The following is a 23,341-nucleotide window of genomic DNA, read 5'->3' as shown; positions in this document are numbered from 1 at the left end:
AACACATGTTCCCATCGCCGCGAAGGGTCATCCCAGCTCACAAACGAACACGTTCCATCACACATGATCACAAACCACCGAACAGTTCAGAACCCTCTGGGACGACCGGGAGTTCGGGAAGTTCTGGCTCGCCAGACTGATCTCGACGGCCGGGTCCGCGGTGTCGGGCGTCGCACTGCCCGTCCTCATGTACTCGCTCACCGGCAGCGCCGCGTACACGGGAGCGATCGCGGCGCTGACCGCGGCGCCGTACCTCGCGTTCGGGTTCGTCGCGGGCGCGCTCGTCGACCGCACGCACCGGCGCACGGTCCTGGTCGTCACCGACCTGGTCAGCGCCGGGCTGCTCGCCAGCGTGCCCATCGCGTCGGTGTCTGGTTCGACGGGGCCACGTTCAGCGCCGTGCCCGCGCTCGTCGGCAGCGAGAACCTCGTCCGCGCCAACAGCGTCATCTGGAGCACCGCCACCGCCGTGCACGTCGCGGCGCCGTCGGTCGCGGGAGCGCTGTTCGCGATCCACGGACCGGCCGGGACGATGGCGATCGACGCGGTGAGCTTCGCCGTGTCCGCGGCGCTGCTTCGGACGATCCTGCGGCCGCTGCACCTGACCCGGCCGCCGCGCACCTCCCTCAAAGCGGACATCCGGGAGGGACTCGACTTCCTGTGGAGGGAACCCACAGTCCGGCTCTTCCTCGCCTTGGGTCTCGGTCAGGCGGTCGCGGGTGGCGCCGTGTCCGGGCTGCTGGTGGTCTACGCCTTCCGGGTGTTCGAGGTGCCGCAGAACGACGTGCGGATCGGCGTGCTGTTCAGCGCGCTGGCCGCCGGGTCGTTCGCCGCCACGGTCCTCATGCCCGCTGCCACCCCTCCGGATGTCCGGTTTCGGCCCCTTTGGGGTGACCCAGGCCGATGTACGGTCGTTTTTGTGAAGGTCGTTGTGCAGGTGAAGTTGCTGCCGGATGCCGTGCAGGTGTCCGCGTTGGCGGTGACTCTGCGCGGCTGCAACGAGTCTGCGGACTGGGTATCGCGGGTCGCGTTCGAGCACGGGGTGTTCCGTGAGTACGCGTTGCGCAAGCACACCTATGCGGAGTTGAAGGCCCGTGGTCTGGGTGCGCAGGCCGCCCAGCACGTGATCAAGAAGGTCGCGGACGCCTACGCGGCGCTGCACGCGACCGTCCGGGCCGGGAATCTGGGCAGGCCTGGTTCGAAGCGCCGGGTGAAGGCCGGGTCGAAGCCGGTCGCGTTCCGGCCGGCTGCGGCGCAGTCGTTCGACGACCGGTGCCTGTCGTGGAATCACGACGCGGGCACCGTGTCGATCTGGACCACAGTGGGCCGGGTGAAGGATGTGCGGTTCGCTGGTTCTCCAGAGCAGCTCAAGACCTTGCGTGCGTACCGCAGGGGCGAGAGTGATCTGGTGCACCGCGACGGTATGTGGTTGCTGATCGCGACCTGTGAGGTGCCGGAGGAGCCGTTGTTCGAGCCGGTCGACTGGCTGGGCGTGGACCGGGGCATCGTGAACCTCGCGACCACCAGCGACGCGGACAACGTCCAGGGCCGCGGGCTGGGCCGCTACCGGCGCTGGCACGCCCGCGTGCGCGCTGAGCTACAGGCCAGGCGAACGAAGTCGGCGACCCGGCGGCTGAAGAAGCGGGCGCGTCGCGAGCAGCGGCACGCGACGCACGTGAACCACAGGGTCGCCAAGCAGTTGGTGGCTGTTGCCGAACGCACCGGTCGCGGGATCGCGCTCGAAGACTTGAGCGGTATCCGCGACCGGGTCACGGTTGCCCGGCACCAGCGAGCCACCCACAGCTCGTGGCCGTTCCATCAGCTCGAAGCACACGTCCGTTACAAGGCCCGCCGCGCCGGTGTGCCCGTGCTCGTCGTGGACGCGCGCTACACCTCGCAGATGTGCCCGCGGTGCAAGTACACATCTCGTTCCAACCGTCCCGACAGGGACACTTTCCGCTGTCGCCGGTGCGGTCTCGCTGGACCCGCCGACGTCGTCGCCGCCGTGAACGTCCGAAACCGGGCACGGTCGGCGTGGGTACACGTCAACGCACACGAACCCGCCGTCGCACAGTCGACGGGTTGATGCGGCCCGCACGCCACATCCAGTGGCGCAAGGAGAACGCGACTTGGCTTGAAGGTCCGAGCATCAAGCTCGACCCTCAGGGCCGAGAAGTTGATGGCAGAGTCAACCTCATTCGGGGTGGGGCAGCCCGTCGGGGCGCTGGCCGGGGGAGTCCTGGCCGACGCGCTGTCGGTGCGCACCGCCCTGGTGATCACGGCGTTACCGCTCGTGTTCGCCGCGGGACTCGGATGGTCCCAGGTGAACGCCGAGCGGGGTGGTGAGTTGGGACACGGGCTCAAGTGATGCTGTGCCGAGGACCTGGTGGCTTGTTGGTTTCATACAAACCACGCTGCTCAACTCGCTTCGATCTAGCGGTTTTCCTACCGGGTAGTAGACGAGAGTGTGTACATCGATTGGGCGGCGTTTGCCGCTGAGGTCGTAATGTCCGCGAGGAGCCAAGTCGTTGTTCAGTCGTGTAGCGATCGTCAACCGCGGGGAAGCCGCTATGCGGCTGATCCACGCCGTCCGTGAGCTCGCCGCCGAGTCAGGGGAACGGATCGAGACCGTCGCCCTGTACACCGATGTCGACAAGTCCGCGCCCTTCGTCAGGGAAGCGGACCTCGCCTACAACCTCGGCCTGGCGGCTGACCGTCCGTACCTCGACCTAGAGGTCCTGGAGAGGGCACTCGTCGAGACGAAGGCCGACGCCGCGTGGGTCGGCTGGGGCTTCGTCGCCGAGATCCCCGAGTTCGCCGAACTGTGCGAGAAGGTCGGCGTCACGTTCGTCGGCCCGTCCGCCGAGGCCATGCGCAAGCTCGGTGACAAGATCGGCTCGAAGCTGATCGCCGAGGAGGTCGGTGTCCCCGTCGCGCCCTGGTCGCGCGGTGCCGTCACGGACCTGGAGCACGCCCTCAAGGTGGCCGAGGAGGTCACCTACCCGTTGATGCTCAAGGCGACCGCCGGTGGTGGTGGCCGGGGCATCCGCAAGATCACCTCCCCCGCGGAGATGGAGGAGAACTTCGAGCGCACCAGCCTGGAGGCCGCGCGCGCGTTCGGCTCCGGCGTGATGTTCCTGGAGCGCCTGGTCACCGGCGCCCGGCACGTCGAGGTGCAGGTCATCGCCGACGGCCAGGGCACGGCGTGGGCGCTCGGCGTCCGCGACTGCTCGGTGCAGCGGCGCAACCAGAAGATCATCGAGGAGTCGGCGTCGTGCGTGCTGGAGCCGCACCAGGTCGACGAGCTGAAGTCCTCGGCCGAGCGGCTCGCGAACGCGGTGGGCTACCGCGGCGCGTGCACCGTCGAGTTCCTCTACCACCCCGGTGAGAAGCTCTTCGCGTTCCTCGAGGTCAACACCCGCCTGCAGGTCGAGCACCCGATCACCGAGATCACCACGAGCTTCGACCTGGTCAAGGCGCAGCTGCACGTGGCGGGTGGCGGCAAGCTCGAAGGCGACAAGCCCGTCGAGCTCGGCCACGCCGTCGAGGCGCGCCTGAACGCCGAGGACCCGGACCGCGACTTCGCGCCGTGCCCCGGCACGATCGTCCGGCTCGAGCTCCCGGCCGGCCCCGGCATCCGCGTCGACACCGGCGTGGCCGAGGGCTCGCAGATCCCCGCCGACTTCGACTCGATGATCGCGAAGATCATCGCGTACGGCCGCACCCGCGACGAGGCGCTGGGCAAGCTGCGCCGCGCGATGGCCGAGACGACCGTCATCATCGAGGGCGGCACGACCAACAAGAGCTTCGTGCTCGACCTGCTGGACGAGCCCGCCGTGATCGACGGCTCGGCCGACACCTCGTGGATCGACCGCGTCCGCGCCGAGGGCGGTCTGATCTCGCACCGCCACTCCGCCATCGCGCTCGCCGCGGCCGGCATCGAGGTGTACGAGGACGAGGAGCAGATCAACCGCTCCGAGCTGCTGGCGTCCTCGCGTGGCGGCCAGCCGCGCACGAACCACGAGGGCGCGGTCAAGCTGGAGTTCGTGCTCCGCGGCCAGCCCTACGTCGTGAACGTCGCCCGCATCGGTGCCGCGAAGTACCGCGTCGGCGTGTCCGCCGCGGACTCCGACACCGTGCTGACCGGGGACGTCGACGTCGAGCGGTTCGACCACCACGTCGGCCAGATCACCGTCAACGGCGAGCGCTTCCGCGTCGTCACCGGCACGCACGGCGTGGTTCACCAGGTGGAGGTCGACGGGGTCACCCACCGCGTCACCCGCGACGAGGGCGGCGTCCTGCGCTCGCCGATGCCCGCGCTCGTCGTCGCCACGCCGCTCGCGGTCGGCGCCGAGGTCGAGGCCGGCGCACCGGTCCTCGTGCTCGAGGCGATGAAGATGGAGACGGTGCTGCGCGCGCCGTTCCGCGCACGCCTCAAGGAGCTCAACGTCGTCGTCGGCACCCAGGTGCCCGCCGGTGGCGCGTTGCTCAAGCTGGAGGAGATCGAGGACGAGGCCGGCGCCGTCGAGGAGCAGAAGTCCGAGTCCGCGGTCGAGCTGGAACTGCCCGCGCCGCGCACGGACGTCCGGCCGGAGGAGCTCGTCGCCCGTGGCCTGGACGACCTGCGCAACCTGCTGCTGGGCTTCGACACCACCGCCGCCGACACCGAGCGGGTGCTGACGGACTACATGGGCGCGCGGCACGACCTGCTGGAGCGGCCGCTCGTGCAGGAGGCCCAGCTGCTCGGCATCTTCGCCGACCTCTGCGACCTCTCGCGCAACCGGCCGGCCGGTGAGGAGACCAAGCCGGAGAACCACATCCACTCTCCGCGCGAACACCTCCACACGTACCTGAAGACTCTGGACGCCGACCGCGCGGCGCTGCCGGAGGGCTTCCGCGCCCGCCTGCAGAACGTGATGAGCCACTACGGCATCACGGAGCTCGACCGCACGCCGGAGCTGGAGCAGGCCGTCTTCCGGATCTTCGTGGCGTCGCGCCGGGGCGTGTTCGACGCCGCCGTCGCGACGACCCTGCTGCGTCAGTGGGTGCAGGAGGCGCCGCCGGTCGAGTCCGAGCAGGTCCAGATCGGCCTGGTGCTGGAGCACATCGTCGCCGCGACGCAGGTCCGCTACCCGGCGGTGGCCGACCTGGCCCGCAGCGTCGTGTTCACCTGGTTCGCGCAGCCGCTGGTGCGCCGCAACCGCGCCCGCGTGCACAGCGAGGTCCGCAAGCACCTGATCCACCTCGACGCACAGCCTCAGGCCGCCGACCGCGAGGAGCGGATCGCGGCGATGGTGGCGTCGGCCGAACCGCTGGTGCGCCTGCTCGGCCAGCGCATCGGCAAGCCCGGCGCGGACAACACCCCGTTGCTGGAGGTGCTGGCCCGCCGCTACTACACGAAGAAGGCGCTGGAGAACCCGCGTGTGAACGGGGCGTTCTTCATCGCGGAGAACGAGCCGGAGCAGACCCGGCTCATCTCGACCGCGGTGGAGTTCCCGTCGCTGACCGACGCCGTCGGTGATGTCGTCAAGCACGGCACCGGCAGCGCGGTCGTCGCGGACCTCTACGTCAACTGGGCCGACGGCCCGTCCGACCAGGACGAGATGGCCGCCGGTCTGGGCGCCGCACTGGCCGCGCACCAGCTGCCGCCGACGATCACCCGCATCACCACCACGGTCGCGGGCCGTCGCGGCGAGTCGATGCACCACCACTTCACGTTCCGCCCGTCGTCCAACGGGTTCGCGGAGGAGAGGCTGGTGCGCGGGCTGCACCCGCGCATCGCCGAACGCATGCAGCTCGAACGACTGCGCGAGTTCGACCTCACGCGTCTGTCCTCCGTGGACGAGGACGTGTACCTGTTCCGTGCCGTGGCCAAGGCGAACAAGTCCGACGAGCGGCTCGTGGCGCTGGGTCAGGTCCGCGACCTGACGCCGTTGCGCGACGACGAGGGCCGGATCGTGGCCCTGCCCGCCGCCGAGGACGTGCTCGCCACGTGCCTGGACGGCATCCGCAGGGCTCGCGCGCAGTCCGGTGGCCGCACCCGCCTGGCCACCAACCGCGTGGTGCTCTACGCGTGGCCGCCCACCGAGCTCGGGTCGAAGGACCTGGACGCGATCGGTCAACGCGTGCTGCCGACGACCGCGGGCCTGGACCTGGAAGAGGTCCTGTTCCTGGCGCGCCGCAGGGATCCCGTGTCCGGTGACATCACCGACATCGGCGTGCGGATCGCGAACGACGCCGGTTCCGGCGTGCGGTTCTCGTTCGTGCAGCCGCCGACCGCCCCGATCCAGCCGCTCGACGACTACCGCCAGAACGTCCTGCGCGCCCAGTCGCGCGGCACGATCTACCCGTACGAACTGGTCGACATGCTCGTCGGCGACGGTGGGTCCTTCGTGGAGCACGACCTGGTCGAGGGCGCGCTGGTGCCCGTCGACCGTCCGCGCGGCGGCAACAAGGCCGGCATCGTCGTCGGTGTGGTGACCACGCCGACCCCGGCGTACCCCGAGGGCATGAAGCGCGTCGTGCTGCTGGGCGACCCGACCAAGTCGCTGGGCGCGCTGGCCGAGCCCGAGTGCTCGCGGGTGATCCACGCCATCGACCTGGCCGAGGAGCTCTCCGTTCCGCTGGAGTGGTTCTCGCTCTCGTCCGGCGCGAAGATCTCGATGAACTCCGGTGTCGAGAACATGGACTGGGTGGCCGCGGCGCTGAAGCGGATCGTCGAGTTCACGCAGGACGGTGGCGAGATCAACGTCGTCGTCAACGGCATCAACGTCGGCGCGCAGCCGTACTGGAACGCCGAGGCCACGATGCTCATGCACACCAAGGGCATCCTGGTCATGACCCCGGACTCGGCGATGGTGCTGACCGGCAAGCAGGCGCTCGACTTCTCCGGTGGCGTCTCGGCGGAGGACAACTACGGCATCGGCGGCTACGACCGCGTCATGGGCCCGAACGGCCAGGCGCAGTACTGGGCCCCGAACCTGCGGGCGGCGTTCGACGTCCTGCTGGGCCACTACGAGCACAGCTACATCGCGCCGGGCGAGGCCGGGCCGCGCCGAGTGTCCACTTCGGACCCTGTCGGCCGGGACGTCTCCTCCTACCCGCACGTGGTGGGGGACAGCCCGTTCAACACGGTCGGCGAGATCTTCTCGATCGAGTCGAACCCGGACCGCAAGAAGCCGTTCGACATCCGCACCGTCATGCGTGCTCTCAGCGACCAGGACCACGACGTGCTGGAGCGCTGGGCCGGCATGGCCGACGCCGACACCGCCGTCGTCCAGGACGTGCACCTCGGCGGCATCCCGGTGACGCTGCTGGGCGTCGAGTCGCGCGGAGTGTCGCGCACCGGCTTCCCGCCCACCGACGGCCCGGACACCTACACGGCCGGCACGTTGTTCCCGAAGTCGTCGAAGAAGGCGGCCCGCGCGATCAACGCGGCCTCGGGCAACCGCCCGCTGGTCGTGCTGGCGAACCTGTCCGGCTTCGACGGCTCGCCGGAGTCGATGCGGGAACTGCAGCTGGAGTACGGCGCCGAGATCGGCCGCGCGATCGTCAACTTCCGCGGCCCGATCGTCTTCACGGTGATCTCGCGCTACCACGGCGGCGCGTTCGTGGTCTTCTCCAAGGCCCTGAACCCGTCCATGACGGTGCTCGCCGTCGAGGGCTCCTTCGCCTCGGTCATCGGCGGCGCGCCCGCCGCGGCCGTGGTGTTCGCCCGCGAGGTCGACGGCCGCACGGCCAACGACCCGCGCGTGAAGAAGCTGGAGTCCGCGGTGGCCGAGGCCTCCGGCGCCGAACGGGCGGCGTTGACCGGCGAGCTGGTGACGACGCGTCAGAGCGTGCGGACCGAGAAGCTGAACGAGATGGCCGCCGAGTTCGACCGGGTGCACAGCGTGCAGCGCGCGGTCGAGGTCGGGGCGGTCGACGCGATCATCTCGGCCGCGCAGCTGCGGCCGGCGATCATCAAGGCGATCGAGGACGGTCTCGCGAAGTAGCCTCTAGGATCAGGCCCGGTCATCCCGTGCGGGGTGGCCGGGCTTTTTCCTTGGGGAGAACGTGCGGGACATCGCCGAACTGACCGATGTGGATGATCCGGGGTGGCCGGCCGTGCTCGAGGCCGTCGCCGCCGGTCCGACCGAATGTGTCGTGTTGCCGCCCGATCCGGGGGCGTGCCGGGCGACTTTGTCGCAGCTGCAGGTGACCGCGCGGTCGTTGCTGGGTGCGGTCGTGCTCAACAGTGGCGGGATGGTGCTGCACCACGGCTGGCTGCGGGTGTACGGCGGGTCCGGTGACTCGATGGCGGGTCTGGCCGAGGTGAACGGGTTTCCCGCCGAGGCCGATCCCTCCTGGGCGCCACCGGCAGGGCTGGTCGTCGCGCACGACGTGCTGGGTGGCGAGTTCGCGTTGAACGGCATGGATCCCGCGCGGTTCGGCCGGCCGGGGGATCCGGGCCAGATCGTCTACTTCGCGCCGGACACGCTGGAGTGGGAGACCTTCGACGGCGGTTACAGCCACTGGCTGATGTGGATGCTGGGCGGCGGGCCGGCGGAGTACTACTCGACCGTGTTCTGGCCGTCCTGGCAGACGGAGGTGGCGGCGCTCGGCCTTCGGGAGGGGATCGTGATGTACCCGCCGCTGTGGTCGGCCGAGGGAGCGTCGGACATCGCGGGAACCAGCCGCAGGCCCGTGCCGATGCCTGAGCTCATGGCCTTCCACACCGACACGGCCAGGCAGCTCGGCTGATCACTCGTTCGTCACGCCGAACGGGACGTGCACGCACGGCACGGTCTGGATCAGGTGCCCGCGCTGGTCGTCGAAGAAGATGTGCGGCTTGAGCACGTCCAGGATCGGCGCCTTCTTCAACCCTCCCAGGAAGAACGCGTCGTTCACCGTGAGGCCCCACGCCTTGAGGCTGTTGATCGCGCGCTCGTGAGCCGGAGCGGAGCGGGCGGTCACGACGGACACCCGGACGCGGTCCTCGGCCTGGCGCTGGATGCGGTTCACGCCCGCGAGGAAGTTCCTCAGCGGCCCGGGATCCAGTGGTGTGACGACGTTCGTGGCCTCGTGCTGCTGGAACTGGTCGAGTCCGCCGCTCTGGTAGATCCGCTCGGACGCGTCGTCGGCCAGGACGCCGTCGAAGTCGAACGCGATGCGCAGCGCCGGATCGTCGTCGTCCTGGAACGACGACTTGAGCACCTGGCCCGCGGGCATGCCGGCGAGGGTCGCCTTGCGGACGTCGGATTCGTTGGCGGACAAGAACAACGACATGTTCAGCGCCGGCATGAACTCGTGCGGTGCCCGGCCCTCGGTGAAGATCGCGCGGGTGATCGTGAGGCCGTGGTGTGCGGCGGAGCGAAGGATGCGCAGGCCCGTGTCGGGGGAGTTGCGCGACAGCACGATCACCTCGACCAGCGGTGCCAGCGCGTTGAGTCGCAGCAGGCGGCGGATGAACGGGAACGCGACGCCCGCCGCGAACGGTTCGGCGAGGTGGGCTTCCTGGTAGGCGCGGTAGGCCTGTTCGCCCTCGGACGAGAAGACGGCGTCGGACGCGGTCAGGTCGAACAGAGCGCTCGACGCGACGCCTACGACCAGCAGGTTTTCCAGGCTGGGAGCCACATCTCGAGATCGTAGACGCCCGACCCGGGGGCTTTTCTGGTACGGTCGTACTAATGTACTGGGTGGTGCTGATCGCGTCGGGGGTGCTGGAGGCCGTGTGGGCCACGGCGCTCTCGGCGTCGAAGGGTTTCCTCCGGCCGTGGCCGGTGGTGGTGTTCGCCGTGTCGATGACGCTGAGCGTCGTCGGGCTCGCGTGGGCGATGCGGGGGATTCCGGTCGGCACGGCGTACGCGGTGTGGGTCGGCGTGGGGGCCGTGCTCACGGTGCTCGTCGCGGTGCTGCGCGGTGAGGAGAAGCTCGGGGTGGCCAGGGCGTTGTTGCTCGTCGCGCTGATCGGCTGCGTCGCGGGCCTGAAGGTGGTGAGCTGATGTACTGGGCCGTGTTGCTGGGAAGCGCCGTGCTCGAAGCGGTGTGGGCGACGGCGTTGTCCCAGGGGGCCTACGTGCTCTTCCTGGTCGCCGCGACGCTGAGCATGGTCGGGCTTGCCTTCGGCATGAAGCGGATTCCGGTCGGGACCGCCTACGCCGTGTGGGTCGGCATCGGTGCGGCGCTGACCGTGACGTGGGCGATGATCACCGGCGAGGAAACGCTCTCCGTGTGGAAGATCGTGTTCCTCACCGGGATCATCGCCTGCGTCATCGGGTTGAAGTTCCTGAAGTCAGGAGCCTCAGGCGTTGATGGTCCACCGCTGGTTGGCGGTGGCCGCGCAGTCCCAGAGCTGAAGCCTGGTGCCGTCGGCGGAGCTGTTGCCGGTGGCGTCGAGACACCTTCCTGACGCCGTGTTGCGCAACTGGCCGTTGGACTCGGAGGTCCACTGCTGGTTGCCGGAACCCGTGCAGTCCCACAGCTGGGTCACCGCGCCGTTGGCGGTGCCCGACGCGTCGAGGCACTTGCCCAAGGCGCGCAACGTGCTTCCGTTGCGAGTCCACTGCTGGGCGTTGGTGCCGTTGCACGTGTAGAGCTGAACCGCGGTGCCGTTGGCCGAGTTCGCCGCGGCCACGTCGACGCACTTGCCGCCGAAACCGGTGATGGTGCCGCCGGTGGGAGGCTGGGGGTTGCCGTTGCCGGAGGTCTCCCAGATGGCGTTGAGCAGGCTGGTGCTGCCCGTCGTGTCCTGGGAGAGCTCCCAGTTCATGATGCCGCCCGCGTTCGACAGCGCCCACGTCGTCTTGCGACGGATCGTCGGCAGACCGTTGTACTGGTTGCCGTTGTAGCTGTCGCGGTTGGCGTTGGCCGGGTCCTGCGCGACGAGGTCGCGGTAGGAGATGTAGGTCGGCCGGCTGTAGAACGGCACACCGAGAACGGCCTTGCTCGCAGGCAGTCCGCGGTTCTTCCAGAAGTTGACGGAAGCGATCGACCAGTCGTAGTTCGCGTGCGGGCTGCCACCGTCGTAGGCCATGATGTTGAGCCAGTCGACGATGCCGAACACCGCGGGCTGCACGCCGTTCGCCGTGCCGCCCTCACTCACGACCGCGGCCGTGAGCAGCTTGCCGCGGCTGTGCAACTGGTCGCCGAGCTGACGCATCAGCAGGGTGTAGTTGTCGCCCTCCGCGCCCGGATCCGGGTACTCCCAGTCGATGTCGACACCGTCGAGGTTGTACTGGCTGACCAGGTTGATCAGTGCGTTGACGAACGTCGTGCGACCGTTCGCGCTGGCCGCCAGGATCTCGAAGTTGTCGTCGTTGCCGTCGTTCCAGCCACCGACCGCGATCGAGACCTTCACGCCGTTCTGGTGGCCGAGGCTCACCAGTTGCTGCAGCTTGCCGGGGTCCGGCACGCCCTGGAGGGTGCCGTTGGAGTTCGGCAGCACGAACGAGTAGTTGATGTGCGTGAGCTTGGTGTACTGGATCGAGCTGACACTGCCGGCCCAGGACGGCATGTAGCCGACACTCTTGAAACCGGCGGGGTAGGCGGCCTGCGCGGCAGGCGCCATGACTGTCATTGTCGCCGCGGCGGCGGCCAGCGCGAGGCCGGCGGCACCGAGGCGTGAACGGAATGAACGCATTGCAGGGGAGGCCTTCCACTTCGTCGAGCGCCCACCGCGACGTTAGTGGTCTAGACCGGTTGCCGGAAGATCAACTCGCGACCGGAACTGGTTCCGGTCGGTTTCGGTGAGTCATCGGAGGTGTGAGGCGCCGTTCACGTCGATGATCGTGCCGCTCGCCCACAGCGCGTTCTCCGTGGCCAGCCACGCGACCGCGGCGGCGACCTCGTCGGGTTCGGCCACGCGCCCGAACGGGCTCTGCGCCCGGATCCGCTCACCCTCGGAACTGGCGAGGAGGTCGGTGACCATGTCGGTCCGCACGAACCCCGGCGCGACGCCCGCGACCGCGATGCCGCGCGGCGCCAGGGACTGGGCGAGCGACTGGGTCATCGCGTGCAGACCGGCCTTCGCCGCGCCGTACGCGGGGGCGTCGGGCTCACCCCGGTAGGCACCCCGCGAACCGACGTTGATGATGCGGCCGCCCTCGGTCATGTGCCGGACCGCGTGCCAGGCGAGGTCGGCGGGGCCGTACAGGTTGAGCTCGATCGTGCGGCGCCAGGCGTCCTGCCACTCCTCGAAGGTCGTGGTGGAGATGGGGTGGTGGAAGTAGATCCCCGCGTTGTTGACCAGGACGTCGAGACCGCCGAGCTTCTCGGCGGTCTCGCGGACGACCTGTTCGGCCTGGTTCGCGCCGAGGTCGCCCTGGACGGTCACGTGACCGTCGCCGGGCAGGCTCGCCGCCACGGTCTGGGCCTCGTCCGCGCCGGAGCGGTAGTGGACGGCGACCTGGTGGCCGCCCGCCGCGAGGGCGTGGGCGATGGCGGCGCCGATGCCGCGAGAGGCTCCGGTGACGAGTGCGCGTCGAGTCATGCCGCCATCATCCCTGGCTGTTGATCAGCCACTTGCCGTTCTGCTGCACGAACGTGAACGTCGGCGTCTCGGTCATGGCGACGTTCCCACCCTGCATGTACTGCAACGTCACGGTCACGGAGTTGTCGCCCCGCGGCACGAAGTTCGACAGCTGCACCGAGGTGTAGTTGCGCCAGAACGACTGGTAGCCGTCGTAGTTCAGGTTTCGCCCGGCCTTGAAGCTGTCGGTGAGCAGGGACCAGCCGGTCTGCAGGTCGCCGGGGATCAGCGCGTAGTAGGCGGTGATCGCCTCCTGGGCGTTCTTGGGTCCGGCGGGTGCCTCCGGCTGGCCCTGGCTCGGCGTGCCGGCCGGAGGGTTCGTCTGGGAGTTCGCCGGTGGCGGGGTCTGGCTGTCCGTCGGTTGCTGCGGCTGGCTCTGGCTCGTCGTCGGCTGGTTCGACTGGGCGCTGGTCTGGCCGCCGGTCTCGTTGCCGGTCGGCGACTTGGCGTTGTTCTGGTTGCCCTTGGGCCACAACAGGAACGAGCCCACGCCCACGGCCAGCACGAGAAGGACGATCGCGATGGGGACCAGCGGGAACTTGCGGCGGTTCTCGTCGGGTTCCGCCGGGGGCGCGGGTGGAGGGCTGACGGGGAGCACCGGCGTGGGCGGCTGCGCCGCGGTCTCGCGGACCGGCGGCGGGGTCACGATCGGGGCTGCCTCCGGCGCCTTCTCCTCGGCGGGAGCAGGTGCCTCCGCCTTCACCTCGGCGACCGGTGCCGTCGCCTCGGGTTCCGGCGCCGCCTCGGGCTCGGGTGTCGGTTCCGGTGCCGGCTCGGGCTCTGCCTTGGGCGGGGCGGTCAGACCGGCCGCCTCCACGGCCGCCGCGCCCGCGACCAGGCCCGCCGCGGCGGCCGCGGCCTCCTGCTTCGCCTTCTCCTCCGGCTGTGCCTCGGCCGGGAGCTTGACCGTCGCCGGGATGACCACGGTCGCCTGGGAGGCCTGCGGCGTCTCGTTCACGACGGCGGCCAGCAGGTGAACGGCCTCCTGCATGCTCGGACGGCGCTCGGGGTCGTTCGCGAGCAGCCGGAACAGCACGGGGGACAGCAGGGGGCCCGCGTTGGCGGGCGGCATGATCGAACCGCCGGCGACGCGGTGCAGCATCACGAGGTTGTTGTCCGCCGTGCCGAACGGCGGGCCGCCCTCGACGGCGTTGTAGAGCGTGGCGCCGAGCGAGAAGACGTCGGAGGGGAGACCGGCGTCCTCGCCGCGGGCGACCTCGGGGGAGAAGAACGCGGGGGTGCCGACGGTGCCGGTCGCGGTGGCGGTGCCGTCGTCGTCGGTGGCCCGGGAGATGCCGAAGTCGGTGATCTTGACTTCCTGGTCGCCGATCAGGACGTTGCCGGGCTTCACGTCGCGGTGCTGGATGCCGTGGCGGTGCGCGGCGGCCAGTGCGGCGGCGGTGTAGCACCCGATGCGGGCCACCTCACGGGGTGGCAGCGTGCCCTGCTCGGTGATCACGGCCGCGAGGCTGCGGGAGGGGAGGTACTCCATGATCAGCCACGGCCGGCCGTCCTCCTCCACCACGTCGTAGACGCGGATGGCGTTCGGATGCTCCAGGCGCGCGGCGAGGCGGGCCTCGCGCATGGCCCTGGCCTTCGCGCGGGCCACCCTGGCTTCGTCGAGGCCGTCCAGCGCGAGCAGTTCCTTGGCCGCGACCACGCGCTGAAGCTGCTCGTCGTAGGCCTGCCAGACGACTCCCATCGCGCCCTGGCCGACCTTCTGCTTCAACTGGTAGCGGCTTCCGATGAGCCTGCTGCTGTCCTCCACGCGGGTGCTCCCGTCCCCTCTGATCACTCACAAGTGTGACGGTTGCCGCGTTCGTGGTTGACTGTAACCCCATCTGGGGGTAGATATGGGGTTATGCCGAAAATCAACGTGTACCTGCCCGACGAGCTCGCCGACTCCGTGAAGGACATGAACATTCCCGTCTCGGCGATCTGTCAGCGGGCGCTCGAAGGCTCGGTCAAACGGATCGCCGCGATCCGGGCGCTCGACATCAGGAGTCTCCAAGGGGACAAACCCCCGCAGTTCACCGACCGCGCGTGGAAGGCCGTCCAGATCGCCGCCGAGGTCTCCCAGGGCACCAAACTCGGCACCTCGCATCTGCTGGCCGGCATCATCGGGGAGGGCGAGAACCTGGCGATGGACGTCCTTCGAGCGCTCGACGTCGAACCGAAGGGCCTGCCCTCCGCCACCCCCGCGGCCACGGGCGAGAAACCCGGGTTCGCCGACGACGGTGCGGCCGCGCTGGAGCTCGCGGTCGTCGAGTCCATCGCCCTGGGTCACAACTACGTGGGCTGCGAGCACCTGTTGCTCGGCATCGTCGCCGAACCGAACGGCGCGGGTGGCGAGGAGTTGCGCGAGCTGGGCATCGAGATCAAGGGCGCGCGCCGCGCGGTCCAGACGGCACTCGCGGGCATCGTCCACCTCAAGAAGCAGCAGCAGGCCAACCCGGACGCGGCGAAGATCCTGGAGATGATCATGGCCCGGCTGGCCCGGCTGGAGCAGCACGCCGGTATCGGCTGACCAGCTCCGCGCCGATGCGGGCCAGGTGCTCCTCGACCTCGGGCGACTCGACGGTGATCAGGCCGCCCCACCCGGCGACGTTGCGGGCGATGTCGAGCGGCCGTGGCGCCGTCAGTTCGACCATCGTGAACTCGCCCCGGTCCTCGACGACCGTGCAGTGGCGACCGTGCTGGTGCTGGAAGACCTTCAGGAACCGGGTGGGCACGAGCACGGACGCCGACGTCTCGGAACGCCGCTCCTCCATGGCCGTGACGACCTCGCCCCAGGCGCCGGCCAGCTCGAAGCCGGCGGGCCGGGAGGACGGGACGCCGGTGGGGATCAGACCGGTGATGCGGTCGAGCCGGAACGTGCGGCGGCCCTCGTCGGTGCCGGCGATGAAGTACCAGGTGCCGTCCTTGTCGACGAGTCCCCACGGGTCGACCAGGCGTTCTTTCGGTGCCTCACCGCGTTTCCGGTAGCTCAGCCGCACCCGCATCTGCTTGACGACGGCCTGCTGCAGCGCGGTGACCAGGCCCGGCCTGTCCTTGACGTCCTCGCCCCATCCGGCGGTGTCGACGATCGTCGACTCGGCGGCGGCCTCCGCCTCGGCCCGGAAGGTCTGCGGCAGCGCGCGGACCAGCTTCCGCAACGCCGACTTGATCTGCGGGGCGACGGACGCGGCCGGTCCGGCGACCAGGAACAGCGCTTGGGCCTCCGCCGAGGTCAGGCCGCTCAGGTCGGTGCGGGCGCCGCCGATCAGCGACCAGCCCCCACCTCTGCCCGGTTGGGGGTACACGGGTACCCCCGCCGCGGACAGGGCCTCGAGGTCGCGCCGGGCGGTGGCGTTCGAGACTTCGAGCTCCGCGGCCAGTTCGGCGGCGGTCACCCGGCCGCGAGCCTGCATCAGCAACAACGTGGCGACTAGACGGTCTGCGCGCATGTCTCCAGATTCCCGCTGAAAGTGCTCACTCGATGAGCACTTTACGGCGGAGGCTTGTCACTACACAGACCGAAGCGAAGTTCCACTGGAGGCAGTTGTGTTGCGAGGAATGTCGACCGTGTCCTACTACGCCGACGACCTGACCGAGGCCCGTGACTGGTACGCGCGGTTCCTCGGGGTCGACGCCTACTTCGAGCGGAGCACCCCGGACGGCGTGCTCGCGTACGTCGAGTTCCGCATCGGCGACTACCAGGCCGAACTCGGACTCGTGAACCGCCGGTTCGAGGTGACGCCGTCCGACGGACCGGCGGGGCAGATCCTCTACTGGGCGGTCGACGACCTGGACGCGACGTTCGCGAGGTTGCAGGAGCTGGGCGCCAAGGTTCACGACGAACCCCAGGTGCGCGGTCCGGGCTTCGTGACGGCGTCGGTCGTCGACCCGTTCGGCAACATCCTCGGGATCATGACGAACACGCACTACCTGGCCATCGCGGAGCAGAACCGCCGCGACTGAACGCCCTCGACCGCCGCATATCCTGCTGAAATGACGACGCGCCTCGCCATCACAGGACATCGCGGACTCTCCGCCGAACTGGAGGCGCGGATCGACGAGATGATCCGCGCCTCGGTGGCGGAGCACGGCGACGTGGCCGGGGTGTCGTGCCTCGCGGACGGTGCGGACGCGGTGTTCGCGCAGGCCGTGCTGGACGTGGGCGGCGCGCTTGTCGCCGTGCTGCCGGCCTCGAAGTACCGCGAGACGTTGCCCGAGGACTACCGGCCCGTCTACGACGCGTTGCTCGCGCGGGCGGCCAAGGTCGTGCAACTGGAGTACGTCACGCCGGATCCGCACGCCTACATGGAGGCGGGCAAGCGGATGGTCGACGAGTCCGACTCGCTGCTCGCGGTGTGGGACGGGCTCCCAGGACGTGGACCCGGCGGAACGGCCGACGTGGTGGCCTACGCGCGGTCGCGGGGCGTGCCGGTCACGGTTCTGTGGCCCGAGGGCGCCGTCCGCTGAACGCCCTTCCCAGCAGTACCCGGAAGAGCACGGCCGGTCGGAACAGCGCGGCCGGGTGGCCGACCAGGTGCGAGACGCGGATGAACGCGCGGTAGACCTGCCGGTTTCCCGGAGCGGCCTCGAACGCGCGATCGGTGTACCAGCGCAGCAGCCGGGTGCTCCGCGGGAGTTTCCTGGCGCTCCAGCGGAGATCGGCGGTCGTCGCGGACCTCCACGGGATCTTGGCGGTCCTGGCGACCGCGCGCTGGAAGACGAGCGGTTCGTGGGCGAGGTCGTGTTCCTGCAGCAGTGTGCGCAGATCCAGGCAGTACAAGGCTGCGAGTGTCAGGCCGTGGCCGTGCATGGGGTTGAGCGAGACCACGGAGTCGCCGAGCGCGAGCAGGCCGCGCGGCCAGTCCGGGACCTGGTGAAAGCGGTTCCACCGGCTGCGCAGGTTGCCCGCCTGGTAGATCTTCGAGGCCGGGGTGGCCGTCTTGATGATCTCGGCGATGTCCTGGCAGTGCAGGGTCGCGGCGTAGTCGAGGAAACCGTCCTCGTCGGTCGGTGCGGAGTCGCCGTCCGCACCGAAAAGCGTCACGAACCACTGATCGCCGTCCACTGTGGACACCGAGCCGCCACGTCTCGCGCCGGGGGCGTGGGTGACCTCGAAAGCGGTCTTCCAGTCGAGCTTCAGGTCGCGGTTCACCTCGTAGAGACGCGAGGTGAAGCTGACGTGGCCGTTGACGATCATCGGTGCCGGGCAGTGCACGCCGAGTTCCGCGAGCCACGACACGAGCTTGCCGTCGCGCCCGGAGGCTTCGACCACGAGATCGGCGTAGTCGGTGAACGGCCTGTCGCCGCGCCGGCCGTGCACCCCGGTGACGGTGCCCCGGTCGTGCAGCAGGCCGTCGATCGTCACACCGTCCACAAGGGACACGTTCGGGAGGCTCAGCACCCGGCGGCGGATGGTCCGTTCGATCAGCACCCGCGTCATCGAGAGGACGCTGAGGCCCAGGTAGTCGCGCGGTGCCCAGCCGGACGGGGTGCGGATCAGGAAGTCGCTGCCGAGGTCCGCGCGGACCGCGCCCGCGTCCTCCAGCTCCGCGCCGAGCCTCGGGAAGAGCGTTTCCAGCGCGTCCGCCCCGCGCGCCAGCAGCGCGTGCGGGTGGCTGGCCTGCGGGGTGCCCGCGCGGTACCCCGCGTCGGGGGTGATCCTGTCCCGTTCGACCAGCACGACCTCGCCGTACGACTCGGACAACACCCTCGCCGCCAGCAGTCCCGCGAAGCCGGCGCCGATGACGAGGGCGCGGTCGGAGTACATGGCGGCCATGCTGGCAGAACGACCTGCCGGGCGGATCCTCCGAGAGTCCTGTGTTCGGTCTCAGGACAGCATCGCCACCAGCTCCGCGCGGCTGCGCACACCGAACTTGGCGAACAGCGACTTGAGGTGGTCCTGCACGGTGTAGGGCGAGATGGCCAGCCGTGCCGCGATCGCCGACGTCGGCTGCCCGGCGAGCACCTCGTGGCAGACGTCCTCTTCACGGCTGGTCACGCCGTGCGCCTTGATCAGCAACCCCAGCAGGTCCGCGCCGGACGCCCGGCTGATCGTCACCGCCGCCGCGAACTCGTCGTCGCTCACGAGCTCGCTGGCTTCGAGCAGGATCCAGCCGCCGCGGGCGTCGCGGACCCTCGCCTTGAACGCCCCGGACCGCGCTCCCGCCGCCGCGGCCCGCAACATCACCGCGAACCTGCCCGGCGCGACGTCCTCCAGCTCGTCCCGCCACTGCGCGGTGGACGCGGTCGAGGCCCGGATCGTGCCGTCCCCGGTGACCACGACGATGGCGGGCGCGCCGATCCCGCGGGCCGAGGTGCGTGCCGCGACGCGGGTGGCGGCGCCGAGAGCGGGTGCCACCGAGGCCATGAACTCCAGCTCGCGCTCGCTGAACTCGGCCGTGCGCACCATTCCCGCCCCGCCCCAGCAGGTGTCGTCGGCCCGGAACAACGACCGCAGCTCGTGACTGAGACCCAGCGGCCGCCAGACCTCGTTGAGCCGCGTGGACCGCTTGTCCTCCAGCCTCGCCACCGTGTCACCGCGCTGCGCCAGCGACGCGAACGTGTGCGGTTCACCGGGCGTGTACTCGCAGGTCGCGAGCACCGGCTCGTACTGCTGCGGGATGCGGTTGACGCCGCTGGTCATGGTGCTGAACACGCCGGAGTCCGGGTCCATCGACGCCCAGCAGGCGAGCTCGCACGGAACCACGCGGTCCACCAGGGCGATCGCCGCCGCGTGCAGTTGCGCGACGTCGAGCCCCGCGCCCGCCAGTGCCGTGACGTCGCGTCGCACGCCCCGCGCCCGACCCTCCCACATGGTTCGCAGTATGCGCGCGCTCCAGACCGTCCGGGATCCCAGTTTTCCGGGATACAACGGCTCGATCCCGGCGCGGAGGGTGCAGCGCATGCTGACCACCGCAGGCGAGGGCGAGGTACTCACCGTGCCCGACGCGACCATCACCGTCCGGATATCGGCGAAGCACACCGGCGGCACCTACGAGTTGTTCGAGGTGGACGCACCGCGTGGGGAAGCCGCGCCGCCGCACCGCACGCCGTGGCCGAAGGCGTACTACGTGCTGCACGGACGCATGGCAGTGTTTCTCGACGGCGAGCTCCACGACCTCTCACCGGGCGATGCCATCACCATTCCGCCCAACGCGTCCCACACGTTCACGGTGCACACGCCGTCAGTGCAGTTCCTGGCGTTCGCCGTCGGGGACGTGATGGGTGCGTTCTTCCTCGACCTGTCCTCGAACGGCATGGAGGCGTTGGCTCGGCACGGGGTGACGCGGTGAGCGTCGTCGCCCAGGTCGCCGCGGCGGTCGCGGCCCTGATCCACCTGGTGGTGTGGGTCTGCGAGGCGTTCCTGATCGGGCGCGTGCACCGGTCGATGTTCGGGCAGCCCGCGCAGGACGTGCCGGCGATCCGGCTGTGGGCGTTCGGGGTCGGGTTCTACAACCTGTTCCTGGCGTGCGGGGTGATCGCGGGGCTGATCGCGCTGCACAGCGGGCACGAGCTGGTCGGCCGCACGCTGATCTTCTACGTGTCGTGGTTCATGGTCGGCGGCAGCGTGGTGCTGGCCGTGGCCGACCAGCTGGCGATGAGCCGTCCGCGCAACCAGGCGTGGGGAGGCGTTGCGGCAGAAGGGATTCCGCCACTGGTAGTACTGTCGTTCGCCTAGCATCCGCTTGGTACTCATGGGGGAACGTTTCTTGAAGACGATTGAGCTACCCGACGGCGCCGTGATCAGAGGGCGTGGCCTGCGCGACGGAAAGATCGTGGAGCCGCACCCGGGGTACGGCGTGTACCTGCAACCGAAGCCGGTCGACGTGCCGTGGCCGCACGACTGGATCGACTGGCCGGACTTCCGCCTTCCGCGTGACCACGACGCCGCCATCAGGGTGATCCGCTCGCTGCACGCACGGGCGCTCTCCGGCGAACTGGTCGAGGTGGCGTGCAGCGGTGGCATCGGCCGGACCGGCACGGTGATCTCGTGCCTGGCCGTGCTGGCGGGCGTCCCGGCGGCCGAGGCCGTGGCGTGGACGCGCGCGAACTACCACCGCCGTGCCGTCGAAACGCCGTGGCAGAAGCGCTGGGTCAGGAACTTCCCGCCCAACTAGGACTCGAGCTCGACCACCGAACGCTTGTGCACCAGCTCGACGACCTCCGGCGGCACCGAGTCGCCGGCCGCGAGCAACCGGGGCAGCAACGCGGCCTCCGTGGTCACGGCGCGGAAGAACAGCTCGACCGTCACGTCGTGGTCGGGCCGGTGCACGACGGTGATCTCGTCGCCCGGCCCGACCAGGCCCTCCTCCAGCACGCGGAAGTAGGCGCCGGGCCGGGCGACCTGTGTGAACCGCTTGACCCAGCCGCGCCGGCCGAGGAACTCGGCGAACGTGCGGCACGGGATGCGCGGGCCGGTGACCTCCAGCAGTGCCGTGCCGATCCGCCAGTGCTCGCCGACCAGCGCGGTCGTGTGGTCGATGCCCTGCGTGGTCAGGTTCTCGCCGAACTGGCCGGCGTGGAACTCGGCGCCCAGCTCCGACTGCCACCAGTCGAGGTCCTCGCGGGCATAGCCGTACACGGCCTGGTACTCGCCGCCGTGCGCGCTCCAGTCGGCGATCGAGTCACCCGCGACGCCGCTGCCCGCCGAGCCCTTGGCGCCGGGCGGGCTGATCCGCAGCGGACCGTCCACCGGGCGCTTGTCGATGCCGGTGGCACCGACGCGGGCGTAGTCGGCCGGGGCCGTCTTCTGGGCGACGTTCAGCGAGAGCACGACAGGCATGGGGCCGAGACTATTGGGCGACCGCCCTGGCGGCGATCGAATTGACGTAGTCCTGGTAGATGCCCACCTTGTGCGTGATCAGGTCCATGCACTCCTGCAGCTGCACCATCTGCTGGGCCACGCGTTCCTGGTGCTCCTTCAGGATGTCCAGGCGCTGCAGCTCGTTGCCGTCGCCCTGCCGGACCAGGTCGGTGTAGCGGCGGATCTCCGGCACCGGCATCCCCGACATGCGCAGCATGATGCACATCTTCAGCCAGTCGATGTCCTGCTGCGTGTACACCCGGCGGCCACCCGGTCCTCTGTGGACCTGGTGCGCGAGGATGCCTTCCTTCTCGTAGAACCGCAGCGCGTGCACGCTCAGTCCGGTGCGTTCCGCCACCTGTCCGATGCTCAGCCCCATGGTCCGAGCATAGGTGCCGGGCTACCCGGCCGAACGGACCTCGGCCCGGTCGCGCAGGTGCTGGTAGCGCTCACGCAGATCGCTTCCCTCCTCCCATTCGGCCAGGCTCTCCGGCGTGGGCGTCCTGGAACCCGGCTCGTACGCGATCTGGACCTCGGTCCCGTGCCAGGCGCGTGCGGCGCCCGCGACGTCGGCCGCGGTGCCCGTGTCGAGGTAGTCGAGGAGTGCGAGCTGGACTCGGCGCCTGCCGAACGCCGTGATGGCGGGCTTCACGAGCTCCCGGCTGAAGCCGGAGTCCGGTTCGAGGACGGCGGCCCGCATCAGCGGTTCGAACCACTCCTCGGGAGCCGCCTCGGACGCCGCCACCGCCTTGCCGACGGCACGCCGGGCCCGGTGGCGCCACGAGGGCTTGACGTCGGGCTGGTCCGCGGCCGGAATCTCGGCCCCTACCAGCGGCAACAGGTCTCGCAGCACGGCTTCGCAGGCGGTCGAACTGGGGGTCGTGCGACCGGGCAGGGGCTTGAACGCCTGTCGATCGCTCTCGGAGGTCATGATCCCGAGAGTAACAACGTGCTTCTTGACCTAGAGACGGCTCTAGTTCGTAGGTTCTCGCCATGAACATGCGCTATCGCGTTCTCGGGGGAACCGGCATCGAGGTCAGCCACCACTGCCTCGGCGCCATGATGTTCGGATCCGTGGCCAACAACGACCACGAAGAGGGCGTGCGGATCATCCACCGCGCCCTCGACGCGGGCATCAACTTCGTCGACACCGCCGACATGTACTCGGCAGGGGATTCAGAGGAGATCGTCGGGAAGGCCCTGCTGGGCCGGCGCGACGACGTCGTGCTGGCCACGAAGGTGCACTTCCCGCTGGGGGAGGGCCGCAACAACAGCGGCAACTCGCGCAGGTACGTCCTGAAGGCCGTCGAGGACAGCCTGCGGCGGTTGCAGACCGACTGGATCGACCTCTACCAGGTGCACCGGCCGGACTACCGCACCGACATCGACGAGACGCTGTCGGTGCTGACGGACCTGGTCAGGGACGGAAAGATCCGCGCGTTCGGGTGCTCGACCTACCCGGCGGAGGAGATCGTCGAGGCGCACCACGTGGCGATGAACCGGGGCTACCTGCGGTTCAGGACCGAGCAGCCGCCGTACTCGCTGCTGGCACGCGGCGTCGAGCGGTCGGTGCTGCCAACGGCGCAACGGCTCGGCATGGGCGTGCTGGTGTGGAGCCCGCTGGCCAGCGGTTTCCTGTCGGGCAAGCACCGCAGGGGCGCGTCGGCCGAGGCGTTCCGGGCGACGCTGAGCCCCGAGCGGTTCGACGAGTCGCTGCCGGGCAACGCGGCGAAGTTCGAGGCCGTGGAGCAGTTCGCGAAGCTCGCCGACGAGATGGGGGTCTCGCTGCCCGCGCTGGCGGTGGCGTTCGTGACGACGCATCCGGGCGTGACCTCGGCGATCACCGGGCCGCGCACGATGGAGCAGCTGGAGTCGTTGCTGGAGGGCGCCTCGCTGGTGCTGACCGACGACGTCCTGGACCGGATCGACGAGATCGTGCCGCCCGGTGTCGACACCTACGACGTGCACGGATTCTGGAAGCCCGCGGCGCTGCTGGACGTCCACCAGCGCCGCAGGCCCGTCGATCAGCGCTGA

The 23,341-nt window shown here is 69.8% G+C and carries 23 protein-coding genes and 1 pseudogene; 14 read left to right on the top strand and 10 right to left on the bottom strand.

From position 1 onward, the window contains the following. Nucleotides 1–160: 160 nt before the first annotated feature. The 5 genes and pseudogenes from ACIRG5_RS21560 to ACIRG5_RS21540 all read left to right on the top strand — a co-directional run. A pseudogene (locus ACIRG5_RS21560) lies at nt 161–280 on the top strand (hypothetical protein); the annotation flags it as partial. A gap of 119 nt (nt 281–399) precedes the next feature. Next, complete coding sequence (locus ACIRG5_RS21555; RefSeq protein ID WP_402907077.1) at nt 400–2,085, top strand: RNA-guided endonuclease TnpB family protein; 1,686 nt, start codon at nt 400–402, stop codon at nt 2,083–2,085. A gap of 117 nt (nt 2,086–2,202) precedes the next feature. Further along, nucleotides 2,203–2,367: a hypothetical protein gene (locus ACIRG5_RS21550; RefSeq protein ID WP_402907075.1), complete on the top strand. Its 165-nt coding sequence runs from the start codon at nt 2,203–2,205 to the stop codon at nt 2,365–2,367. Nucleotides 2,368–2,527: 160 nt separating this feature from the next. Then, the gene (locus tag ACIRG5_RS21545; RefSeq protein ID WP_402907073.1) at nt 2,528–7,993 is read left to right on the top strand and encodes a carboxyl transferase domain-containing protein; all 5,466 of its coding nucleotides are present in this window, start codon (nt 2,528–2,530) and stop codon (nt 7,991–7,993) included. Nucleotides 7,994–8,054: 61 nt separating this feature from the next. Then, complete coding sequence (locus tag ACIRG5_RS21540) at nt 8,055–8,741, top strand: DUF2625 family protein (protein WP_402907071.1); 687 nt, start codon at nt 8,055–8,057, stop codon at nt 8,739–8,741. On the opposite strand, the gene ACIRG5_RS21535 is transcribed toward ACIRG5_RS21540, so the two are convergent. Beyond that, nucleotides 8,742–9,614: a 5'-nucleotidase gene (locus ACIRG5_RS21535; RefSeq protein WP_402907069.1), complete on the bottom strand. Its 873-nt coding sequence runs from the start codon at nt 9,612–9,614 to the stop codon at nt 8,742–8,744. Between the two features lie 53 nt (nt 9,615–9,667). Here ACIRG5_RS21535 and ACIRG5_RS21530 point away from each other — a divergent pair, with 53 nt between their 5' ends. Together ACIRG5_RS21530 and ACIRG5_RS21525 are read left to right on the top strand one after the other, a co-directional pair. Further along, nucleotides 9,668–9,982 (top strand): DMT family transporter, encoded by a 315-nt coding sequence (locus tag ACIRG5_RS21530; RefSeq protein WP_402907067.1) that lies wholly within the window; start codon nt 9,668–9,670, stop codon nt 9,980–9,982. Next, on the top strand, nt 9,982–10,389 hold the full coding sequence (locus tag ACIRG5_RS21525) for a DMT family transporter (RefSeq protein WP_402907065.1): 408 nt from the start codon (nt 9,982–9,984) through the stop codon (nt 10,387–10,389). Before ACIRG5_RS21530 ends, ACIRG5_RS21525 begins: the two co-directional genes overlap by 1 nt. On the opposite strand, the gene ACIRG5_RS21520 is transcribed toward ACIRG5_RS21525, so the two are convergent. From ACIRG5_RS21520 to ACIRG5_RS21510, 3 genes are all read right to left on the bottom strand, one after another. Continuing rightward, nucleotides 10,282–11,547 carry a glycosyl hydrolase family 18 protein gene (locus ACIRG5_RS21520; protein ID WP_402907063.1) on the bottom strand — a complete coding sequence of 422 codons (1,266 nt, stop codon included), beginning with the start codon at nt 11,545–11,547 and terminating at the stop codon, nt 10,282–10,284. The two genes, ACIRG5_RS21525 and ACIRG5_RS21520, sit on opposite strands and share 108 nt — an antisense overlap. Nucleotides 11,548–11,730: 183 nt before the next feature. Beyond that, nucleotides 11,731–12,468: an SDR family NAD(P)-dependent oxidoreductase gene (locus ACIRG5_RS21515; protein ID WP_402907061.1), complete on the bottom strand. Its 738-nt coding sequence runs from the start codon at nt 12,466–12,468 to the stop codon at nt 11,731–11,733. Between the two features lie 7 nt (nt 12,469–12,475). Next, complete coding sequence (locus tag ACIRG5_RS21510) at nt 12,476–14,275, bottom strand: protein kinase (protein ID WP_402907059.1); 1,800 nt, start codon at nt 14,273–14,275, stop codon at nt 12,476–12,478. 93 nt (nt 14,276–14,368) lie between these two features. Between ACIRG5_RS21510 and ACIRG5_RS21505 the strand changes: the two genes are divergently transcribed. After that, entirely contained in the window at nt 14,369–15,034 is a 666-nt protein-coding gene (locus ACIRG5_RS21505) for a Clp protease N-terminal domain-containing protein (RefSeq protein ID WP_402907057.1), read from the top strand. Here the strand turns inward: ACIRG5_RS21505 and ACIRG5_RS21500 are convergent. After that, nucleotides 14,988–15,953, bottom strand: coding sequence for a helix-turn-helix transcriptional regulator (locus ACIRG5_RS21500; RefSeq protein ID WP_402907055.1), 966 nt, complete (start codon nt 15,951–15,953; stop codon nt 14,988–14,990). The genes ACIRG5_RS21505 and ACIRG5_RS21500 overlap by 47 nt on opposite strands. A 109-nt stretch (nt 15,954–16,062) precedes the next feature. On the opposite strand from ACIRG5_RS21500, the gene ACIRG5_RS21495 reads away from it, so the two are divergent. Both ACIRG5_RS21495 and ACIRG5_RS21490 read left to right on the top strand, forming a co-directional pair. Then, nucleotides 16,063–16,467 carry a VOC family protein gene (locus ACIRG5_RS21495; RefSeq protein WP_402907053.1) on the top strand — a complete coding sequence of 135 codons (405 nt, stop codon included), beginning with the start codon at nt 16,063–16,065 and terminating at the stop codon, nt 16,465–16,467. 30 nt (nt 16,468–16,497) lie between these two features. Next, complete coding sequence (locus ACIRG5_RS21490) at nt 16,498–16,971, top strand: hypothetical protein (protein WP_330276937.1); 474 nt, start codon at nt 16,498–16,500, stop codon at nt 16,969–16,971. Here the strand turns inward: ACIRG5_RS21490 and ACIRG5_RS21485 are convergent. Further along, nucleotides 16,937–18,271: an FAD-dependent oxidoreductase gene (locus ACIRG5_RS21485; RefSeq protein WP_402907051.1), complete on the bottom strand. Its 1,335-nt coding sequence runs from the start codon at nt 18,269–18,271 to the stop codon at nt 16,937–16,939. The genes ACIRG5_RS21490 and ACIRG5_RS21485 overlap by 35 nt on opposite strands. Before the next feature lie 60 nt (nt 18,272–18,331). After that, nucleotides 18,332–19,318 carry a LuxR C-terminal-related transcriptional regulator gene (locus ACIRG5_RS21480; protein WP_402907049.1) on the bottom strand — a complete coding sequence of 329 codons (987 nt, stop codon included), beginning with the start codon at nt 19,316–19,318 and terminating at the stop codon, nt 18,332–18,334. Nucleotides 19,319–19,406: 88 nt separating this feature from the next. Here ACIRG5_RS21480 and ACIRG5_RS21475 point away from each other — a divergent pair, with 88 nt between their 5' ends. Genes ACIRG5_RS21475 through ACIRG5_RS21465 form a run of 3 tightly spaced genes read left to right on the top strand, consistent with a single transcriptional unit; the run spans nt 19,407 to nt 20,621 of the window. Continuing rightward, nucleotides 19,407–19,796, top strand: coding sequence for a cupin domain-containing protein (locus ACIRG5_RS21475; protein WP_319979981.1), 390 nt, complete (start codon nt 19,407–19,409; stop codon nt 19,794–19,796). Continuing rightward, on the top strand, nt 19,793–20,182 hold the full coding sequence (locus tag ACIRG5_RS21470; RefSeq protein WP_402907048.1) for a DUF1304 family protein: 390 nt from the start codon (nt 19,793–19,795) through the stop codon (nt 20,180–20,182). Before ACIRG5_RS21475 ends, ACIRG5_RS21470 begins: the two co-directional genes overlap by 4 nt. Before the next feature lie 16 nt (nt 20,183–20,198). Continuing rightward, a complete protein-coding gene (locus ACIRG5_RS21465) occupies nt 20,199–20,621 on the top strand; it encodes a protein-tyrosine phosphatase family protein (protein WP_402907046.1) in 423 nt (140 codons plus the stop codon). On the opposite strand, the gene ACIRG5_RS21460 is transcribed toward ACIRG5_RS21465, so the two are convergent. The 3 genes from ACIRG5_RS21460 to ACIRG5_RS21450 are packed head-to-tail and all read right to left on the bottom strand — an operon-like array spanning nt 20,618 to nt 22,238. Further along, nucleotides 20,618–21,286: an MOSC domain-containing protein gene (locus tag ACIRG5_RS21460; RefSeq protein ID WP_402907044.1), complete on the bottom strand. Its 669-nt coding sequence runs from the start codon at nt 21,284–21,286 to the stop codon at nt 20,618–20,620. The genes ACIRG5_RS21465 and ACIRG5_RS21460 overlap by 4 nt on opposite strands. A gap of 10 nt (nt 21,287–21,296) precedes the next feature. Further along, nucleotides 21,297–21,686, bottom strand: coding sequence for a MerR family transcriptional regulator (locus ACIRG5_RS21455; RefSeq protein WP_402907042.1), 390 nt, complete (start codon nt 21,684–21,686; stop codon nt 21,297–21,299). A 21-nt stretch (nt 21,687–21,707) separates the two neighbouring features. Next, complete coding sequence (locus ACIRG5_RS21450; protein WP_402907041.1) at nt 21,708–22,238, bottom strand: hypothetical protein; 531 nt, start codon at nt 22,236–22,238, stop codon at nt 21,708–21,710. A 68-nt stretch (nt 22,239–22,306) separates the two neighbouring features. Between ACIRG5_RS21450 and ACIRG5_RS21445 the strand changes: the two genes are divergently transcribed. Continuing rightward, entirely contained in the window at nt 22,307–23,341 is a 1,035-nt protein-coding gene (locus ACIRG5_RS21445) for an aldo/keto reductase (protein WP_402907101.1), read from the top strand.

The sequence above is a fragment of the Lentzea sp. NPDC102401 genome, assembly GCF_044765805.1.
GTDB classification, from domain to species: Bacteria; Actinomycetota; Actinomycetes; order Mycobacteriales; family Pseudonocardiaceae; genus Lentzea; species Lentzea sokolovensis.
Note: the sequence above shows the minus strand (reverse complement) of the source record. Positions and strands in the feature narration are given on the sequence as shown.

Bases quoted from the DNA above. Each gene is read 5' to 3' on its own strand.
- ACIRG5_RS21530 (WP_402907067.1), top strand. From the start codon at position 9,668: ATGTACTGGGTGGTGCTGATCGCGTCGGGGGTGCTGGAGGCCGTGTGG.
- ACIRG5_RS21525 (WP_402907065.1), top strand. From the start codon at position 9,982: ATGTACTGGGCCGTGTTGCTGGGAAGCGCCGTGCTCGAAGCGGTGTGG.
- ACIRG5_RS21520 (WP_402907063.1), bottom strand. From the start codon at position 11,547: ATGGCGCCTGCCGCGCAGGCCGCCTACCCCGCCGGTTTCAAGAGTGTC.
- ACIRG5_RS21515 (WP_402907061.1), bottom strand. From the start codon at position 12,468: ATGACTCGACGCGCACTCGTCACCGGAGCCTCTCGCGGCATCGGCGCC.
- ACIRG5_RS21505 (WP_402907057.1), top strand. From the start codon at position 14,369: ATGCCGAAAATCAACGTGTACCTGCCCGACGAGCTCGCCGACTCCGTG.
- ACIRG5_RS21500 (WP_402907055.1), bottom strand. From the start codon at position 15,953: ATGCGCGCAGACCGTCTAGTCGCCACGTTGTTGCTGATGCAGGCTCGC.
- ACIRG5_RS21495 (WP_402907053.1), top strand. From the start codon at position 16,063: ATGTCGACCGTGTCCTACTACGCCGACGACCTGACCGAGGCCCGTGAC.
- ACIRG5_RS21490 (WP_330276937.1), top strand. From the start codon at position 16,498: ATGACGACGCGCCTCGCCATCACAGGACATCGCGGACTCTCCGCCGAA.
- ACIRG5_RS21485 (WP_402907051.1), bottom strand. From the start codon at position 18,271: ATGTACTCCGACCGCGCCCTCGTCATCGGCGCCGGCTTCGCGGGACTG.
- ACIRG5_RS21480 (WP_402907049.1), bottom strand. From the start codon at position 19,318: ATGTGGGAGGGTCGGGCGCGGGGCGTGCGACGCGACGTCACGGCACTG.
- ACIRG5_RS21475 (WP_319979981.1), top strand. From the start codon at position 19,407: ATGCTGACCACCGCAGGCGAGGGCGAGGTACTCACCGTGCCCGACGCG.
- ACIRG5_RS21465 (WP_402907046.1), top strand. From the start codon at position 20,199: ATGGGGGAACGTTTCTTGAAGACGATTGAGCTACCCGACGGCGCCGTG.
- ACIRG5_RS21460 (WP_402907044.1), bottom strand. From the start codon at position 21,286: ATGCCTGTCGTGCTCTCGCTGAACGTCGCCCAGAAGACGGCCCCGGCC.
- ACIRG5_RS21455 (WP_402907042.1), bottom strand. From the start codon at position 21,686: ATGGGGCTGAGCATCGGACAGGTGGCGGAACGCACCGGACTGAGCGTG.
- ACIRG5_RS21450 (WP_402907041.1), bottom strand. From the start codon at position 22,238: ATGACCTCCGAGAGCGATCGACAGGCGTTCAAGCCCCTGCCCGGTCGC.
- ACIRG5_RS21445 (WP_402907101.1), top strand. From the start codon at position 22,307: ATGCGCTATCGCGTTCTCGGGGGAACCGGCATCGAGGTCAGCCACCAC.